This is a genomic window from Chlorogloeopsis sp. ULAP02, assembly GCF_038404745.2.
GTDB lineage: Bacteria > Cyanobacteriota > Cyanobacteriia > Cyanobacteriales > Nostocaceae > Chlorogloeopsis.
In genome coordinates this window covers 216,927-234,511 of record NZ_JAYKTT020000002.1, presented here as the reverse complement: position 1 = coordinate 234,511, position 17,585 = coordinate 216,927, and the positions used below count along the sequence as shown (strand labels likewise).

Sequence of the window (17,585 nt, the reverse complement as noted above, 5' to 3'; positions counted from 1 at the left end):
AGAAGGTATCGAAAGCGGAAAAAGTTAGTTTATTTATGTCTTTATAACCGTGGAATTCATCTTAATGTTAGGATATAATTCCTAGTCAAATCTAGCTAATTCAAAATATAAAATCGCGCAAATGCCAATTATTAATAAATTAATTGAAATAGACACTAACCAGGGAATTAATATTCATAACATCACTCCTCAAATTGAGACAGCTATTTCTTCAACACCAATTCAAAATGGTCAAGTATTAGTTTTTTCTCGCCATACAACAACAGCTTTAGCTATCAATGAAAACGAAGAAAGATTATTAGAAGATATCAAAGTTTTTTTGCAGAAATTAGCACCAGCATCAAATCGCTACTTACATAATGACTTGCATTTAAGACCAAATATACCACCAGATGAACCAATGAATGCCCATTCTCATCTGATGGCAATGATGCTGAATAATAGCGAGGTAATTCCTATTGTTGATGGTAAATTAGCATTGGGAACCTATCAATCTATCTTGTTTTTTGAATTAGATGGGCCTCGTAAAAGAACTGTATTGTGTCAAATTTCTGGAGAATGAAAAATTATTATTACTTACACTTCCAAGATTGAATCAAAGGATTGGCAGTATTTAATAATTGATTAAGTGCAGTAGATGCCTCTGGTTGGTGGCGAACATAAGCATCAATAAATAAACCAATTATATCTGCCATCAATAACCGACTTGGTTCAGTAGGTTGAGTAGCTGGAAAATCTAGAAAAGCTCTACCCGTGGTAGAGTCGAAGGGTTCAACAAATGTAAAATGGTTTGCTCCCTCTAAGAATACCAGATAGCTATCATTTCTCCCTCCAGAAATCGCTTCTTGGAATGTACGTGTGACAGAAGTGGTTGCATCACCTGAACTGATGCCATAGCGATCGCTACTATTTGCAATTACCCCATCACAGGTTCCCCCCATTAGTAACATGGGCAGGTAATCTGGCAAAGGCAAAATTTTACCTGGTTCGTACCCCAACATTATTGTCCCCATACTATGGGCAGCATAAGCAAAAGATGCCACCACTTGTGGAAAAAATTGGGGATTTGCATTTTCTATTGCTACTCTACCACCCGCAGAGTGACCCCCTAGAACGATCTGTTCTAAATTAAGCATCCCAGCCAGGATTCCCTCTGCCTGTAGCTTTTCTAGTTTAGTTAGCAGTGTGGGCAAAGCAGAAGCTGTGGGAGCAGTACCGTAAATTTCTGGTTTCCACGCAGTAATATCCACTCCTGGGGTAAGGCTAACTATCCCTGGAAGATTCTCTCCAACCCAGTTAAATGTAACTACTACCAATCCACGTTCCGCTAATTTAACAGCCAGCCATTGGTAACTATGGGCTTCACAATTAACTCCATTAAAGAAAATCACCACAGGAAAGGGTGCCATTTGTGGATCGGCAGGCACAATTCCCATATCCTTTTCTAGGTGACTTCCCGACATCTTGGCTGGATATAGAATTTTCAGAAGAATAGTATCGTAAGGAGATTGAGCATTATCGACTTTTGCGGCGTGAAAAAAAGCACGAACAGTCATGTCAGATATTTCTTACGCACTGCAATCAAATTTTAACTGTTCATCATAATTTTCTCAAATTCTTGCATCCAAATGAAATTCTTCAAATACAGGTTGTCCAAATAACATATTTCTATCTACTGCCGACAAGACTTTATTATTAGCAGCATCAGAATTTAAGCAACGGCAAACTAACTGTGCCACATCAGCACGATTAATCATACCAGCGACTTTTATATCTTCAGTTAAAACACCATTTCCAGTTGAATTTTCTGATTGCAAACCACCAGGACGGATAATAGTGTAAGTCAGTCCGCTCGCTATTAAATGTTGTTCTGCTTTTTCTTTATCAATTAATACGGGCTGCAAAGCTTCCAAAATTTGCGGAGATAAAGCAACAACACTATTTCCAGTGCCAATAGAAGTTACTAAAATAAATTTTTTAACTCCCGCTTTGACTGCCACATCAATCAAATTTTTATTACCTATATAATCTGCCCTGTTATTATCTTTAGCCAAACCACCAATTGTACTAACAACAGCGTAGAAAGGCTCATCCTCAGAAATTGCACGTTCGACATCATCCACATTCATCGCGTCTCCCAAAACTACTTTCGTTCCCATCGCTTCTAATTCACCGCGAGTTGCTTCCGTTCTTAAAAGCGCTTTGACATGGGTTTGTTGCTCGCTCAAGCATTTGGCAATTTCTCTACCAACGCCACGGCTGGCTCCAGCTAAGAAGATATAGGATGCTGTTGTCATGGATTTTTTCAAAATATGTGGCTTCAACAAATACAAGTATTTAATATATCTTTCTTTGAGCGCCGAAGTATTCAAAGTCGAAATTTTGTCTTTGTTAGTTTATTAATATTTTTTAAAATTAAAATATATTGCACTGTATAAAGTTATTTAATTAAAAATTAAGATAAATATAATTAGTTTGCCTAATTAAGTTATTTTATCATTGTCGTTACCAGGTTCATTCTGGTAAAGAAAACAAAAAAGTACATATACTTAATCCAATAGTAGGAAGCCGCCGAATAGATAAAGATGCCAACCTAGAAAATAAGTTCCTTTTGGGTATGGGTATGGCTAAGAAAGCGCAAGAAAATACTGATCGCGATATTCGAGTGGCAGCAACCTCAAAAATCTGGGGAATGACAGTAGGAATTTTAGCAATTTGTATCCCACTCTCAGCTGCGACTAGAAGCGGCCCGATTCTCCCTTTAGCTGCTCTGACAGGCGCAACAGTAGGAACCTTATCCGTATGGCGTTCCGATGATAAAAAATCCAAAGCTAACTATTTGTCACCTCAAAAGTTACAATACCTAGAACAAAGAATTGCGAATTTAGAAACAATTGTTAGCAGTGATGACTTAGATTTACAGAGGAAAATTAAATCGTTAGAATCTAGTGAATCTGCTGATTTTTTGCAAGAAAATCATAAAGCTGAGAGATTGTAAAGTGATATTACAATTATTTCAAAAATATTTAGAAATTGTCAAAAATTCAAACCTGGTTTTAAGGTAGAACCAAGGAGACATGAGAGGCAAATTAAATGATGAATAACATTCAAAAGTATCGGTTTGTCTGTACCCTAACCTTTGGCGATATCTACGGTCAAATTATAGTTTGGTTAATAACAATTACTGTTAGTTTGGCATCAGCCTTGGCATTGATGGGTGCTAGACGACCTGTCTATGCTTTAGCTGCTGTTGGACTCGTCGTTTTGTTGTCTCTGCCATTTTTGCTTTTTGCCTTCGTCACAACTTTGTTGAATCACATTGAATTGACTCCTCTAGAATCAGGAACAAAGATGGAACCAATTCCTGGTAACGTTTCCCAACAACAACCAGCAAAAGCAACTAGTTAAGCAATTTTTAGATTTTAGGTTTTATATTTTAAATTGAATACTGGAGACTGGGCAGAACAAGGAGTAGAGAGTGGGAATTCTTTACTACCTGTTACAGGTGTGTTTAACCAGGATATTTGTAGGCAAACAAGATATCTTGCTAAACCTTTACAGCAGTCCCTAGAAAGAACACGCTGCCTCCCCTACTTCAAATTCAAATATCAACACGATCTCCCCGTCTTTTGGCGGGGAATTGTTTTGCAGGCGCGATCGCCAAATTTTTAAATTTTTACAATAGAACAGCAAAGGTGCTGTTGGTGCTGATTATGCTCGAACATGATGTCATTATTATTGGGGGCGGCTTGGCTGGATGTCGAGCGGCAGTGGAAATTGCTAGGAGTAATCCTAGCTTGGATGTAGCAGTGGTTGCCAAAACCCATCCAATTCGTTCTCACTCAGTTGCTGCCCAAGGTGGGATCGCCGCGACATTGAAAAATGTTGACTCATCTGATAGTTGGGAGGCACACGCTTTTGATACTGTCAAAGGTTCCGACTATTTGGCAGATCAAGATGCAGTCGAAATTCTTACCCGTGAAGCCCCTGATGTGGTTATTGACTTAGAACACATGGGTGTTTTATTTTCGCGCTTGAGTGATGGACGCATTGCCCAACGCGCTTTCGGTGGGCATTCTCACAACCGGACTTGCTATGCTGCCGATAAAACCGGTCACGCAATTTTACACGAATTGGTAAATAATTTGCGGCGATATGGTGTACATATTTACCAAGAGTGGTACGTAATGCGCTTGATTTTGGAAGATAATCAGGCCAAGGGAGTGGTGATGTACCACATTTTCGATGGGCGGATTGAGGTAGTACGCGCCAAAGCTGTGATGTTTGCTACTGGTGGTTATGGAAGAGTATACAATACTACCTCAAATGATTATGCTTCCACAGGTGATGGTCTAGCAATGACAGCACTTGCTGGTTTGCCTTTGGAGGATATGGAATTTGTGCAATTCCATCCCACAGGGTTGTATCCGGTAGGAGTGCTAATTTCGGAGGCGGTGCGTGGGGAAGGGGCATATCTGATTAATAGTGAGGGAGAACGCTTTATGGCGAGGTATGCTCCTAGTCGGATGGAACTCGCCCCGCGTGATATTACCTCACGGGCGATCGCTTATGAAATTCGCGCCGGGCGTGGTATTTATCTTGATGGTAGTGCTGGAGGGCCTTTTGTCTATCTTGACTTACGTCATATGGGCAAGGAAAAAATTATGAGCCGTATTCCCTTCTGTTGGGAAGAAGCTCATCGCCTTGTCGGTGTTGACGCTGTGACAGAACCAATGCCCGTTCGTCCCACCATTCACTATTGCATGGGTGGTATCCCCGTTAACACAGATGGGCAAGTCCGCAGTAGTGGCGACAATTTGGTAGAAAGCTTTTTCGCTGCTGGTGAAAGTGCTTGTGTTTCCGTACATGGTGCCAATCGCCTCGGTAGTAATTCTCTGTTGGAATGTGTAGTTTACGGACGCAGAACAGGTGCAGCGATCGCTCAATATGTAGAAAACCGCAAATTGCCCACTGTGGATGAACAACGTTACCTCCGCGAAGCACAGCAACAACTGCAATCCCTACTAGATCAGCCTGGAAAGTACCGCATTAACCAAGTTCGTCAAGCATTCCAGAATACAATGACCGAATATTGCGGTGTTTTCCGGACTGAAGAATTAATGCGTGAAGGATTGCAAAAGTTACAAGAATTGCAACAACAATATACGGAAATTTATTTAGACGATAAAGGTGATTGCTGGAATACCGAAATCGTAGAAGCGCTAGAACTACAAAGTTTGATGGTAGTAGGGCAGATAATTTTGTCCTCAGCTTTTAATCGACAAGAAAGTCGTGGCGCTCATTTTCGTGAGGATTATCGAGAGCGAGATGATGTGAATTTCTTAAAACACACAATGGCTTATTATTCACCAGCAGGAATTGATATTCAGTATCGCCCAGTGACGATTACTAGGTTTCAACCACAGGAGAGGAAATATTAGCTAGAGTTCTGTACTCTTGTCTGCCAAGAAATCAATTTCTTGGCTTAAAGCTAAAGTCTGCTTGATCAGACTCAGTAATACCAATTCTCCAAATCAAGGCTATACATAGTTTGTAGTAGCGCTTAAGCGCTACTACAAACCTTTTTCCATCTGTAGCCAAAATTTAGGGAAATCGTATAAAGTTTTCAGTCCGTTTTAATAGACTTGAGCTATCAACCTGGTAGCCGCCTAAAGGCGGCTACTTGCGTTTATCCACTACGTGTCTACCCTTAGGGTACTTAAGTTCCAAGCGTTTTAAGGAAAAGATTCCTAATCCCTTTACCACAACTTTAGATAGATGTATAATTACCTAATAATAGAAGGGGAGTAGCTGCTGGCAAAAACTATAGCCAGTACATCTGAATCAACATGCTGGCGATGAGCCTGGTTCAGATGACAAGCAAGCAAATAAGAATTAGCTAATTGGAAGCGAGACCTTCACTAAGTTCACACAAAGCAGTGTGGAGCTTGGTGAAGTATTGCATCTCTCATCGAGCTTCGCACCTCAGGTAAACAATTCTTTAGGAGCTTGAGAGAGTGCTAACAGCTTTTACCGCAGGTTTATTACTAATTACAATTTCTGAGTTAGGGGATAAAACTTTTTTTATTGCCGTGATTTTATCAATGCAGCATTCCCGACGGTTAGTATTTGCGGGAGTGACAGCTGCTTTGGCGGCAATGACAATACTTTCTGTAGTATTGGGACAAGCAGCGTCCTTGCTGCCGAAAATTTACATCTACTACGCTGAAATTGTTTTATTTACTGCCTTTGGTATAAAGCTGTTGTACGAAGCCAGTAAGATGCCTGCTTCTAGTTGCGCTACAGAAGTTGTAGAAGAGGCAAAAGATGCTGTTGCCAAGGCAGAGAAGAAATTGCCAAAGCAAAAAACTTCTTGGGCAATTATTTTAGAAGCTTTTTTATTAACATTTATGGCTGAGTGGGGCGATCGCACCCAATTTGCCACTATCGCCTTAGCAGCAAGCAATAACCCCATTGGGGTAACTATCGGTGCAATTTTAGGACACGCCATTTGTGCAGCGATCGCTGTTCTTGGCGGACGAATGTTGGCAGGACGAATTTCCGAACGCATTCTCACTTTTGTCGGCGGATGCCTGTTTATTATATTTGGTATTGTTGCTGCTTTAGAAGGAGCATGAAGAAAGAGTGGGAGACGCGGAGAACTTCAGACGCAAAGAGGGAAAAACGCGGTGAGCAGTCCGTTGCGGTGAGTCCAGTCCCCGTCCTGGCGGTTCCCGTCACGTAGACGTGTAGCGGTGAATGGGTCGCAGTCTTGGCGGTTTCCGTCACGATTGCGAACCCATGAACCCGAAGGGCTTCCCGTAAGGGTAGGGGAACTGGCGAACCCTGAGGGAGCTTCCCTCCGTTGTAGGCGGAACGCCTTCCCGTAGGGTAGGAACTGCGTAGACGCCTGAAAGGCGGCTTCTGGTAGAGTACCCGGAGGGTGACGCGGAGAAATTATCAAAAATATTCCCCGTGTCTGGTTGTCTCCCCTGCCCCGTGTCCTCTTTTAAGGTTTGGGTGCAGGCGTTGAAGAAGCAGCCGGTGCGGGAGTGGTGGCTTCAGTTGCTCTGTTGTTAATTTCGTCTTTATACTGAGCAGGCGCTAAAGTCGCAGCTTTACTAAATAAAGGTTGAGCTTCCTTCGATTTGCCCTGCTCTTTTAAAACCATCGCCTTTGCCAAAACAGGGCGAAAATCACTAGGAGCACTTTTAATTGCTTGATCGTATGCAAGCGAGGCTTGCTCATAGCGCTTTTGAGAGGCGTGAAGATTACCCAACATTACCTGCACAGCTATAGTATCAACGCTACCAGATTCAATTTTATTTGCCTGAGTAGCTTTAGAGAGGGTATCTTGTAATAAGCCAATAGCTGCTTCCGGGCGTTTTTGCTCTAGCAAGAGAGCTATCATCCCTTGCAAAGCGTTAACATCGCCTGGTTTAGTTTCCAAAATGGAGCGATAAGCTTGGGCGGCACCCTCTTTATCGCCGATTTGCTGCTTTGCCTGCGCTAGTAGTATGGCGTACTTAGTCTGTTCTGGATTCAGCTTGGCTAATTTTTCGAGAGGTTCAATAACCCCTTGAATTTCACCTGCACCTAAACTCAGTAATTGCAAACGTGTCTCCAGTAAGCCTCGCAGCGCTGTTTGGTTTTCTGGCTCTCGCTGCAAAACCTGTTCGTAACCCCGAGCTGCATCTTCCAGCTTCGATTTTTGGTCGGAGGAAGAAGTTGCTTTGGTGCTGGAGAAGTCTTGGCGGGAATATTGCGTATCACTAAACGCAGCTATGATCGGAACCATAGATACCCCAACAAAACCAATCACTGACAGCACTAACACGACTTTAACTAACCAACGATTACGTGACTGAGACACAAAACCGTCCTTAATTCTAATGAGACTATCGTTTACAGAAAAAGAGAAAGTTAAAACTTTGAAAAACTTTGCGGAATACTGTGAATGATTTGTGAACTTTATAACAAATACTCATTTACACTGCCCAAGCAAGTGATGAATTTACTAAGAACCGCCTAAATTGTAGCTATGGTATGCTTCCGAAACTAGTGTAAAGGCGTTAAATTACACATTTAGTATGTGTATGCGAAAAATCGCATCTTTCAGTATGATAGCAGGGCAAACTGAAGTGGCTGTTTAGAAAGGAAATATACTTTCGATCAGTCACACAAATGTTCTTTTCACTTTTTTAGTAAAATCCCACAATTGGGATGTGTCTCCGCTCCAAGGAGTTTCTATGAATTCCGACCTGATGCCGTCCCCTGAATCATCAAATTCGACAAATTCTGGTGAAATCCAGATCAATCAACAGGCAACTGCTGATGTAGATGTAGCAGCTGAAGTATCTCAGCCAGAGAACTCCCCTGATACACCAAGCAATACTGCCAGTGATGATGGAAACTTTGTGAATCGGCAGCATCCGATTCCGCCTCCCAGCGAACCGATGCAGTACCGAGCAATTGGTTTAGTCCGAGGTCGTTACATTGCTAGCAGCGAACAATTTACTCAAGGTGTAATGCTGACCGCAGATGACACAAAACTTGATGCTGTGCTTCTAGGTCGAATTATGAGTTTAGTCAAAAATCATCTTGACTTAGAACAAGAGCATCTATGGGTAGTCTATCCGCGCACCCGCCAAGAGAACGACAATTTACATCTCCAGATTGTCGGGGTTTGGGAGCCAGAAAACCTGGCGAAAGCTGAACAGCAGGAAGATTTAACCTTAGCAGAGGAACCGCCGCCAAATCCTAGTTTATCGGAGCAGTCGGAACCTAATATAGATGATTTCACACCCTCAACAGAGATTCCAGATGGTGGTTTTTCTGTTCGTGGCGAAATAGTTTACCAGTCTTACGATACTGGGAATTTAGTAATCAAGATTAAGCAATCCCCCCGCAAGCCAAATGACAAGCCTAAGTATTTTAAATTGAAGCTTAAGGGTAGCCTTGATGCCAAAGCTGTAGGAAAGTTTTGGGATTTACAAGTCATGCGGGAAGGCGAATGCTTGGTTATAGAACACGGTGAAGCGATCGCTAACTTACCTAAAAAAGGCGGTGGCAGAAGACCGCCATTCCGAGGAGGTAGAGGACGTCCTGGTGGTGGTAGCAGAAAACCATATCCTCCCAGAAAACCTGGAGAAACCCCACGTCCAAATAAAAAAGTAGGTGACTCTTCGCCAACAAAACCAACACCAAAAGGTGTCACTCCTAAACCTGTCAAACGACCAAAACCACCTGAGCAGTAAGGACACGGGGACGCGGTGACAACCAGACGCGGGGACTATTCTTTCTTTGCGTCTTTGCGTCTTCCTCTCTCCGCGTCCTGGCTTAAAACTCTGTCCAGCGATCTTGGGGAAGAAAAGACCGCTCCATCGGAATCGAGGCAACTGGCTCAGTCAGGGTAAAGTTGCCTGCTTCAATCCACTCTTTTAACTCTTGAGCGACTTGCCGGGAGAGAAATACACTAGCAAGAGGTGCGGTACGTACTGCTTTGCCTTCAATCAAAATTCGTCCGGATTTGAGTTGGGCGTAACTGACTAAACCAAAGGTAGGGCGTACTCGCCGGGGAATGGAAAAATCTACTATTGGTGCTACCAAGTCTTTGTCTTGAACTGCGCACCTAGTTACTATTTCCTCGTTTAATACCGGAATGGGTACACCCACACCTAACATCAAAGAAGGTCCGTAATTTTTGAAATAACAACCCCGCACCCAACGAGGATTCATTTGTTTGGCATCACCCATTAAAGCTAAAGTCGCGGCTGGGCCAATGGGTGTACGATTGGGTAAACGCTTTTGTAGTGGAAAATGCTGCGTACCCTCCCATGCTACATAGCCAATCCCACCTCCTAAGAAAATCCGCGTACCAATCCCAACAACTTGTAGATCGGGGTCGTTGATCAGGGGAGAAATGGCACCAGGGTTAGAGTAAACTGCATTGCTCAAACGTGGTTGCAAAGGCCCAAGATAGGTAAATAGCGGGCGATCGCCTCCATTGACCCCGACAATAAAATTTTGATAAAGATTTCTAGGATTAAATAAATAAAACTGATTGATAGTATCGCGAGTAATTGTGGTTTCAAAGGTTGCTCTAGGGTAACAATCTGTTACTTGCCCTTGGGCGCGTACTTGAACAGGTTTACCTGCGATCAAATCTTCTATAACATGACCGCCGCCATGTTCTCGAACTTCTTCCCCCTCGGTTGCTTCCACAGCAGAACTTGCACCCAAATATAAATCAACAGCCCCAAAACCGGGATATGCTGGTACACCATCTAGCCAACAGCGACGAATTTTAATTGGAGGATCAGTATGTCCGAGATTAATAATTGCGCCACTAGATTCCATCGGCTCAAAAGTGCCAGTAGTAATAACATCAACTTCCTTAGCAACTTTAGTTACACCTACTTCTGCAACTTTTGCTTTTAATTCTTCAACAGTCCATACTACAGCTCGTTTGCGGCTGATTTTTTCGTTTACTTCCGCAATTGTTCGCATATTTTAAGTAGTGTATTTCTACTTATAAATGGGTGTTCACCCAACTGATTAAATCAGTTTCGCCAGAGAAATCCAATAGTACTTCACCCAAATCTTCTAACCACGTATTTTTTGTTTTATTTGAGAGTCGATAGTGCCAAGCCGACGAGTAAGCAGACGCAGGATAAGTGTTAGTGCCTCCTCCTGTTTTCCTTCTTGTTTGCCTTGTTGTAAACCCTTTTGGAGAATCTCTTGGTAGATGACAGATTATCGCATAATTTCCCCTTTAAATCGCTGTCGACTCAAATCTTTTTTAAACCGTAAGCTAGCCAGAATTTGTGTACAAGCCGATATATTTTGTCGTTCTTGTGTTTCTTCAATCATATCCACAGCAGCCACGACTTTTTCTAACAAGGCTCTAGGTGATTTAGTTCTAGCTAATGTCGCCAGTGGTAGAGGTAGGTTAACAGGGAACAGTATAGAGAATGGTAATTAATTTTGTTTAGATATTTAATACTATTAAAAATAAAAAACGCCCTCTTCATCAAGGGCGTCTTCGATTTAATTTAAACTTCAGAATTAACCGTTGATAGCAGGAGCGCTGAGAGCAACAGGAGCAGATTCACTACTAGCCAAGTCGAGAGGGAAGTTGTGAGCATTACGCTCGTGCATGACTTCCATACCCAAGTTAGCGCGGTTGATGATGTCAGCCCAGGTGTTGATGACACGACCTTGGGAGTCAATCACAGACTGGTTGAAGTTGAAACCATTCAGGTTGAACGCCATCGTGCTGATGCCCAGAGCAGTGAACCAGATACATACAACCGGCCAAGCTGCCAAGAAGAAGTGCAACGAGCGGCTGTTGTTGAAAGAAGCGTATTGGAAAATCAAGCGACCGAAGTAACCGTGAGCAGCAACGATGTTGTAGGTTTCTTCTTCTTGACCGAACTTGTAACCGTAGTTTTGAGATTCGGTTTCGGTGGTTTCACGTACCAGAGAAGAGGTTACCAAACTTCCATGCATTGCACAGAACAAGCTACCGCCGAAGACACCTGCGACACCGAGTTGGTGGAAGGGGTGCATGAGGATGTTGTGCTCGGCTTGGAACACCAACATGAAGTTGAAGGTTCCACTGATTCCCAAAGGCATTCCGTCAGAGAAGGAACCTTGACCTAAGGGGTAGATCAAGAAAACTGCGGTTGCAGATGCCAATGGAGCAGAGTAAGCTACACAAATCCAGGGGCGCATACCTAAGCGGTAGGACAATTCCCACTGACGACCGAGGTAGCAGAAGCAACCGATCAAGAAGTGGAAAATTACCAATTGGTAAGGGCCACCGTTGTAGAGCCATTCATCTAAGGATGCTGCTTCCCAGATTGGGTAGAAGTGCAAACCAATGGCGTTGGAAGAAGGTACTACTGCACCAGAGATGATGTTGTTTCCGTACATCAAGGAACCTGCTACTGGTTCACGGATGCCATCGATGTCTACGGGTGGTGCGGCGATGAAGGCGATGATGAAGCAAGTTGTAGCGGCTAACAGGGTTGGGATCATCAACACCCCGAACCAACCGATGTATAAACGGTTGTCCGTGCTGGTGATCCACTCGCAAAACCGCTCCCATGCGTTGGCGCTTGTGCGTCTTTGTAGGGTTGTGGTCATTATTTTATAAGTGCTAGATTTTTTGAAAAATCTTGAATGTAAGTCAATCTACTTACGTGTGTCCTAATATTAGAGGAAAGGTTGAGTTTTGTAAAGGCTTTTGATTAGTTTTTATTTATAGCATTTAAACAAATAAATAACAAAATTAAATAGACTATTATCTATGGATCTCATATTTTGAGAAATTTAGTTTAGTTGTTTACCTTACTGCTTCTATTTGCCAATACTAATGGCGATGAAAAGGAAACCACTAAAGGCGCACAGGCTCCTTAGTGGGGATTTAGAAAACTGGGAGTTCCATACCGGATCTACTTGTATATCAACCAGGAGGCCATGCCATATGTCTTCCCCCTAAAATATGCAAGTGTAAATGGTAAACTGTTTGACCACCATCAGCACCAGTGTTAATCACAACGCGATAGCCTTCTGATAGCCCAGCTTGTTCGGCAACGCGCTTTGCAGTTAGTAGAAGATGTCCTAAAAGGGCAGCATCTTCAGCATCAGCATCAGCTAATTTGGGAATAGGTTTTTTAGGAATAACGAGGATGTGAACGGGTGCTTGGGGATTGATGTCTGTAAATGCCAGCGCTAAATCATCCTCATAGATAATATTGGCTGGAATTTCTCGACGAATGATTTTGCTAAAAATTGTCTCTGTAGTTTCACTCATGCCAATTTACCTTTGCATCTGCTAGAGATTTTGTCATGTTTAGTGTGATTACAAAAATTTCAGCTAATGCTTGCCAGAGTCTGGAGTGCATCGATTGTAGGTATCGACGCCATTAAAGTAGGTGTGGAAGTCGATATTTCGGGCGGTTTGCCGGGAATTGTTGTATTGGGTTTGCCTGACAGTGCTGTGCAAGAATCCAAGGAGAGGGTGAAGGCGACTTTAAAAAATGCAGGTTTTGCCTTTCCCATGCGAAAGATTGTGATTAATTTGACACCTGCTGATTTACGCAAGGAAGGCCCATGTTTTGATTTACCTATAAGTGTGGGAATTTTGGCAGCTTCTGAGCAAGTGAAAGCTGAGTTATTGGAAGATTATCTTTTTTTAGGCGAAGTTTCTTTGGATGGGAGTTTGCGTGCGGTAGCTGGAGTATTACCGATCGCTGCGGCTGCTCAAAAAATGGGAATTACAAGTATGGTTGTTCCTGCTGATAATGCCCAAGAAGCTGCTCTGGTGGAAGGTTTGGCTGTTTATGCTTTTAAAAATCTGTCAGATGTAGCTGATTTTTTAAATAATCCAGGGCGTTACAAGCCTGTGCAATTGGATAGTACTGAAGAGAGGTTGCATACAACATATTTACAGAGTGTGGATTTACAGGACGTGAAAGGACAAGCTCATGCTCGTCGTGCTTTAGAAATTGCTGCTGCTGGTGGGCATAATTTAGTTTTTGTCGGGCCGCCTGGAAGTGGTAAAACCATGCTGGCACGGCGTTTACCTGGAATCTTGCCAGTATTGTCTTTTTCAGAAGCCTTAGAAGTAACTCGTATTCATTCGGTAGCTGGTTTATTGAAAAACAGAGGCTCGTTGGTATGCGATCGCCCTTTTCGCAGCCCGCATCACTCAGCATCTGGCCCTTCTCTTGTTGGTGGTGGTAGCTTTCCCCGTCCTGGAGAAATTTCTTTAGCACATCTTGGTGTACTTTTCTTAGATGAGTTAACAGAATTTAAACGTGATGTTTTAGAATTTTTGCGCCAACCTTTAGAAGATGGCTTTGTGACCATTTCCCGTACTAGACAATCGGTAATGTTTCCTGCCCAGTTTACTTTGGTGGCTTCTACCAATCCTTGTCCTTGCGGTTATTATGGCGATACGATCCAACAGTGTACCTGTTCGCCACGCCAAAGAGAACAATATTGGGCGAAGTTGTCTGGCCCTTTAATGGATCGGATTGATTTGCAAGTTGCAGTGAATCGTTTAAAACCAGAGGAAATTACTCATCAGCCCACAGGGGAATCATCAACAGTAGTCAGAGAAAGAGTACAAAAAGCACGCGATCGCGCTTGTGAACGCTTTCAATCGCAACCAAATCTGCGTTGCAATGCACAAATGCAGAGTCGTCATCTGCAAAAATGGTGCGAGTTAGATGATGCTGGAAAGAATTTATTAGAAGGGGCAATTAAAAAATTAGGACTGTCGGCTAGGGCAAGCGATCGCATTCTCAAAGTCGCGCGGACAATTGCAGACTTGGCGGGAGATGAGAACTTGCAAGTCCATCATCTGGCGGAAGCGATTCAGTATCGCACGATAGATAGAATGCAATGAGGACGATCAGAATTGTCCTTCACCTATTGGCTATGTCATATTAAATCAGCCACAATAAATAAACTAAAAACACAGATCCTCGAATTCTTAGAGAAGTCAGTTGAGGATCTGACAAGTAATGTTTTCACCTTTATTTGTTTTTCTCAAACAATCAGAACTTACGCATGAGTTACGGAATAATTAACCGCACAGAAGCCAGTGCGCCCTTGCGGGTTAAGAGACTTGCAATGCAGAGAACACGGAGAAAAGAGGGTTTGAGAGGAATTTGGCGTAAGTCCTAACAATTATATTTTTGCTTTTCCTATAATTTGAACTTTTAACAATAAAATTGTTAATCCTAAGTTAAAACTTGACTAAGGAATAATCAAATTTTAATTAATAAATAGTAAATCAAACTTTTGAATAAGATATTGAATATTCCAAAAGGATGATGTTTAATCAAAACTATAAATGGATATTTATAAATTGAAATAGCACTTTTAGTATTGTTAATAGATGTATTACTCTTTTTTCTGAACACATCTAGCTTTTAACAAAATATTAACCTAATTTTAGATATAGGTTAATTGCAAAAAATTACCAAAATTTCTACCAATTAGAAATTGGTCAATTTATCGTGTTTGCTTCCGTTTATCCCTACAGTCTTGCAAGCAAAAAATATTTTCAGGCTGAATAATTCTGGCTATTCTTATTGAGAGGAGCTTTAATGTCTAAATTTACGCGGAGGCAAATACTGGCTTTTTTTGGAGCAAGTGCTGGCGCAGCTGTGCTAGCTCCTGCTTTGGCAGAAAAAGCTTTTGGCAATAATCTTGGTACTAATGGCGGTTTAAAACCCTTAAATTTTACCCCAGTACGTTTGCCCCATACTTTACCGATTTATACACAGCAAAAAAGCTACTTACCTATAGGAATTGAGCAGGGAAACGTATTAGAACCTTCTGATGATGCACGCTTAAATAGCTACACCGTAATTGATGATGTTGTTGTACCACCGGAATATGAACGGTATGTGATTGTGCGTTGGGGCGATCGCGTTTTCCCCAATCAAGAAGATTACTTTGGCTACAACAGCGATTACACAACTTTTATTCCCATAGATGGCAATAACCTCAATGATGGCTATCTCTGGAACAATCATGAATACGTCTCCTATCCAATTTCTACTGTTGCACCTGGCACTCCCAGTAATTTGGCGGAATTTCCTGAAACATATTCATTAGTAGTTGGACAAGACTTACCTCAAGACAAAACTAATATTTTGGTCTTGGGTGAATTCATGTATAACCTTGGTGGTTCTGTAGTACGTATTTCGCGCTCTAATTCCAATAGACGTTTTGCCGTTGTTCGTGATCCCAAAAATCGGCGCATTCATGGATTGTCCGGTTTAGGTATCAATCGTCAACGCACTGATGGTTATGAAAAAGTTACTGCTTGGGGTTCCAAAAGCTACCAGAAGGGAGACGACAAGTATTTAATTGGTACTGGACTTGCTGCGACTGAAGTCTTTCCTCTCAGTTCTGATGGATTAGGTAACAAAATTATCGGTACTGGGTACAATTGTTCTGGCGGTACAACTCCTTGGGGAACTATTCTGTCTGCTGAAGAGAACTTCCAAGCTAGTTCAACCTTTTTTGTGGGTGTAACAGAACCTGTAAATAACAATGGAACACAGACGCGTTACACAAAAGGTACTACTGGGGAGGCATTCGGCTTAGTTGGCGAAAAATATGGTTGGATGGTAGAAATTGATCTAGCCGATCCGAATTTCCGCCCTCGCAAACATACTGCTTTAGGTCGGTACCGCCATGAGAATATTGCCCTACGCGTGGAACCAGGAAGACCTTTAGTTTGCTATCTAGGTGATGATCGCCGCGGAGGACATACTTGGAAGTTTGTCAGCCAAGGTACAATCACTTCTTTCTTCGATAAAAATAACAGCCGCTTATTTGAAAATGGTACTTTGTATGTTGCCCGTTATAATCCTGATGGTACGGGTGAATGGATTCCTTTAGAATTAAATACGCCTACCAATCCTATTCCACCGTCGGTACTTGCTTCTGTGGAAATTGCGGCATTAGGTAAAGCTACCAGGAATGGTAGTACCCCTATTAGGCGTTTTGGGCCTTCTGAAGATCCAGCAGACGCTAGTGTTTTTGTAGGCGTTGATACAACTAACGAAGCTGAAATTCTGCCTGCTTACAAAGATAAAAAACTATCAGATTTTTACACGAGCCAAGGCGCTGTGTTAGTTGATGCTTTCTTGGCAGCTAATCTCATCGGCGGCACTCCCACCGCCCGTCCTGAAGACATAGAAGTCCATCCCCGCACTAAAGAAGTATTCATTGCTTATACAGATGGTGCGCCAGGAAGTGATGGATATCCTGATTCTCGTATCTTTGTAGTTTCCAAATACAGTGCTGACATTAACGCTGCACAACCTTCAGGAGCGCTTTTTAAGATTATCGAAAATAGCTCCGATGGCACAGGTACAACCTTCCGTTGGGAACGATTTATTAAAGGTGGGGAAGCAGGGGCAGAACCGGGAGATGGCTTTGCTAATATAGACAATCTTGCCTTTGATAGCCAAGGTAATATTTGGGGCGTTACTGATATGTCTACTGAAGCTCACAATGGTTTTGGTGAAGGTGCTAACCCAGAGCCATTAACAATAGAACATACAGTCGTAGGTGCAGAATCGCCCAGTCAGATTGATTCTAATCTCAATGCTAGAACTTCTAACCTGGTTGGGGTTTTTGGCAATAACTGGCTTTTCTTTGTTCCTACAAGTGGCACCAATGCTGGAGAGATTGTACCTTTTGCTTATGGGCCACCTCGCTGTGAGATGACTGGGCCTACTTTTGTTGGTGATACACTGATTATTTCTGTGCAGCATCCCTGTGAGAATGTTCCGTTTAACTCTCAGCGTCTCCTCAACCGAGATATTGAGATGTTGAACTTAGATGGTACTCTGTTCAACCAAAAACGCAGTGTACCGCTTGGCAGTAATTGGCCTAGCAATATTGAGGGCAATCCTCAAGGAGCACCACGCCCGGCAGTGATAGGGATTGTTCGCAAACAGCCTAGCGATCGCTTTGTATAAATATTAGTGGATAGTAGTTAATGGATAGTGGTTAGTGGTTAGTGGATAGGGGATAGTGGTAAACAA

At 42.5% G+C, this 17,585-nt stretch carries 16 protein-coding genes; 9 read left to right on the top strand and 7 right to left on the bottom strand.

All coding sequences use genetic code 11. The features are described from left to right. The first annotated feature begins 121 nt into the window (after positions 1 to 121). On the top strand, positions 122 to 562 hold the full coding sequence (locus U2718_RS03145) for a secondary thiamine-phosphate synthase enzyme YjbQ (RefSeq protein WP_341994992.1): 441 nt from the start codon (positions 122 to 124) through the stop codon (positions 560 to 562). A 10-nt stretch (positions 563 to 572) separates the two neighbouring features. On the opposite strand, the gene U2718_RS03140 is transcribed toward U2718_RS03145, so the two are convergent. Together U2718_RS03140 and U2718_RS03135 are read right to left on the bottom strand one after the other, a co-directional pair. Further along, positions 573 to 1,556, bottom strand: a complete 984-nt coding sequence (locus tag U2718_RS03140; protein ID WP_341994990.1) for a dienelactone hydrolase — start codon at positions 1,554 to 1,556, stop codon at positions 573 to 575. Positions 1,557 to 1,610: 54 nt separating this feature from the next. Continuing rightward, positions 1,611 to 2,297: an SDR family oxidoreductase gene (locus U2718_RS03135; protein ID WP_341994988.1), complete on the bottom strand. Its 687-nt coding sequence runs from the start codon at positions 2,295 to 2,297 to the stop codon at positions 1,611 to 1,613. A gap of 326 nt (positions 2,298 to 2,623) precedes the next feature. Between U2718_RS03135 and U2718_RS03130 the strand changes: the two genes are divergently transcribed. From U2718_RS03130 to U2718_RS03110, 5 genes are all read left to right on the top strand, one after another. Then, positions 2,624 to 2,998, top strand: a complete 375-nt coding sequence (locus U2718_RS03130) for a hypothetical protein (protein ID WP_341994986.1) — start codon at positions 2,624 to 2,626, stop codon at positions 2,996 to 2,998. A gap of 95 nt (positions 2,999 to 3,093) precedes the next feature. Beyond that, positions 3,094 to 3,408 carry a hypothetical protein gene (locus U2718_RS03125; protein ID WP_289794003.1) on the top strand — a complete coding sequence of 105 codons (315 nt, stop codon included), beginning with the start codon at positions 3,094 to 3,096 and terminating at the stop codon, positions 3,406 to 3,408. A gap of 33 nt (positions 3,409 to 3,441) precedes the next feature. Beyond that, positions 3,442 to 3,672 (top strand): hypothetical protein, encoded by a 231-nt coding sequence (locus tag U2718_RS03120; protein ID WP_341994983.1) that lies wholly within the window; start codon positions 3,442 to 3,444, stop codon positions 3,670 to 3,672. Between the two features lie 41 nt (positions 3,673 to 3,713). Continuing rightward, positions 3,714 to 5,441, top strand: coding sequence for a succinate dehydrogenase/fumarate reductase flavoprotein subunit (locus U2718_RS03115; protein WP_341995127.1), 1,728 nt, complete (start codon positions 3,714 to 3,716; stop codon positions 5,439 to 5,441). 576 nt (positions 5,442 to 6,017) lie between these two features. Further along, entirely contained in the window at positions 6,018 to 6,638 is a 621-nt protein-coding gene (locus U2718_RS03110; protein ID WP_341994981.1) for a TMEM165/GDT1 family protein, read from the top strand. Positions 6,639 to 7,009: 371 nt separating this feature from the next. Here the strand turns inward: U2718_RS03110 and U2718_RS03105 are convergent, their stop codons facing one another. Further along, positions 7,010 to 7,873 (bottom strand): tetratricopeptide repeat protein, encoded by an 864-nt coding sequence (locus U2718_RS03105; protein ID WP_341994979.1) that lies wholly within the window; start codon positions 7,871 to 7,873, stop codon positions 7,010 to 7,012. 376 nt (positions 7,874 to 8,249) lie between these two features. On the opposite strand from U2718_RS03105, the gene U2718_RS03100 reads away from it, so the two are divergent. Then, on the top strand, positions 8,250 to 9,257 hold the full coding sequence (locus U2718_RS03100; RefSeq protein ID WP_341994977.1) for a hypothetical protein: 1,008 nt from the start codon (positions 8,250 to 8,252) through the stop codon (positions 9,255 to 9,257). A gap of 82 nt (positions 9,258 to 9,339) precedes the next feature. On the opposite strand, the gene U2718_RS03095 is transcribed toward U2718_RS03100, so the two are convergent. From U2718_RS03095 to U2718_RS03080, 4 genes are all read right to left on the bottom strand, one after another. Beyond that, the gene (locus U2718_RS03095) at positions 9,340 to 10,509 is read right to left on the bottom strand and encodes a homocysteine biosynthesis protein (protein ID WP_341994974.1); all 1,170 of its coding nucleotides are present in this window, start codon (positions 10,507 to 10,509) and stop codon (positions 9,340 to 9,342) included. 96 nt (positions 10,510 to 10,605) lie between these two features. Next, positions 10,606 to 10,665, bottom strand: coding sequence for a hypothetical protein (locus U2718_RS03090; protein WP_341995125.1), 60 nt, complete (start codon positions 10,663 to 10,665; stop codon positions 10,606 to 10,608). Positions 10,666 to 11,067: 402 nt separating this feature from the next. After that, the gene (gene psbA / locus U2718_RS03085) at positions 11,068 to 12,150 is read right to left on the bottom strand and encodes a photosystem II q(b) protein (RefSeq protein WP_341994972.1); all 1,083 of its coding nucleotides are present in this window, start codon (positions 12,148 to 12,150) and stop codon (positions 11,068 to 11,070) included. Between the two features lie 319 nt (positions 12,151 to 12,469). Continuing rightward, entirely contained in the window at positions 12,470 to 12,820 is a 351-nt protein-coding gene (locus U2718_RS03080; protein WP_341994970.1) for a histidine triad nucleotide-binding protein, read from the bottom strand. 66 nt (positions 12,821 to 12,886) lie between these two features. On the opposite strand from U2718_RS03080, the gene U2718_RS03075 reads away from it, so the two are divergent. Together U2718_RS03075 and U2718_RS03070 are read left to right on the top strand one after the other, a co-directional pair. Then, positions 12,887 to 14,419, top strand: a complete 1,533-nt coding sequence (locus U2718_RS03075) for a YifB family Mg chelatase-like AAA ATPase (RefSeq protein ID WP_341994968.1) — start codon at positions 12,887 to 12,889, stop codon at positions 14,417 to 14,419. A gap of 706 nt (positions 14,420 to 15,125) precedes the next feature. Continuing rightward, positions 15,126 to 17,519 carry a PhoX family phosphatase gene (locus U2718_RS03070; protein WP_341994966.1) on the top strand — a complete coding sequence of 798 codons (2,394 nt, stop codon included), beginning with the start codon at positions 15,126 to 15,128 and terminating at the stop codon, positions 17,517 to 17,519. The last annotated feature ends 66 nt before the right edge of the window (positions 17,520 to 17,585 follow it).

Bases quoted from the DNA above. Each gene is read 5' to 3' on its own strand.
- U2718_RS03145 (WP_341994992.1), top strand. From the start codon at position 122: ATGCCAATTATTAATAAATTAATTGAAATAGACACTAACCAGGGAATT.
- U2718_RS03140 (WP_341994990.1), bottom strand. From the start codon at position 1,556: ATGACTGTTCGTGCTTTTTTTCACGCCGCAAAAGTCGATAATGCTCAA.
- U2718_RS03135 (WP_341994988.1), bottom strand. From the start codon at position 2,297: ATGACAACAGCATCCTATATCTTCTTAGCTGGAGCCAGCCGTGGCGTT.
- U2718_RS03130 (WP_341994986.1), top strand. From the start codon at position 2,624: ATGGCTAAGAAAGCGCAAGAAAATACTGATCGCGATATTCGAGTGGCA.
- U2718_RS03125 (WP_289794003.1), top strand. From the start codon at position 3,094: ATGATGAATAACATTCAAAAGTATCGGTTTGTCTGTACCCTAACCTTT.
- U2718_RS03115 (WP_341995127.1), top strand. From the start codon at position 3,714: ATGCTCGAACATGATGTCATTATTATTGGGGGCGGCTTGGCTGGATGT.
- U2718_RS03100 (WP_341994977.1), top strand. From the start codon at position 8,250: ATGAATTCCGACCTGATGCCGTCCCCTGAATCATCAAATTCGACAAAT.
- U2718_RS03095 (WP_341994974.1), bottom strand. From the start codon at position 10,509: ATGCGAACAATTGCGGAAGTAAACGAAAAAATCAGCCGCAAACGAGCT.
- psbA (WP_341994972.1), bottom strand. From the start codon at position 12,150: ATGACCACAACCCTACAAAGACGCACAAGCGCCAACGCATGGGAGCGG.
- U2718_RS03080 (WP_341994970.1), bottom strand. From the start codon at position 12,820: ATGAGTGAAACTACAGAGACAATTTTTAGCAAAATCATTCGTCGAGAA.
- U2718_RS03075 (WP_341994968.1), top strand. From the start codon at position 12,887: ATGCTTGCCAGAGTCTGGAGTGCATCGATTGTAGGTATCGACGCCATT.
- U2718_RS03070 (WP_341994966.1), top strand. From the start codon at position 15,126: ATGTCTAAATTTACGCGGAGGCAAATACTGGCTTTTTTTGGAGCAAGT.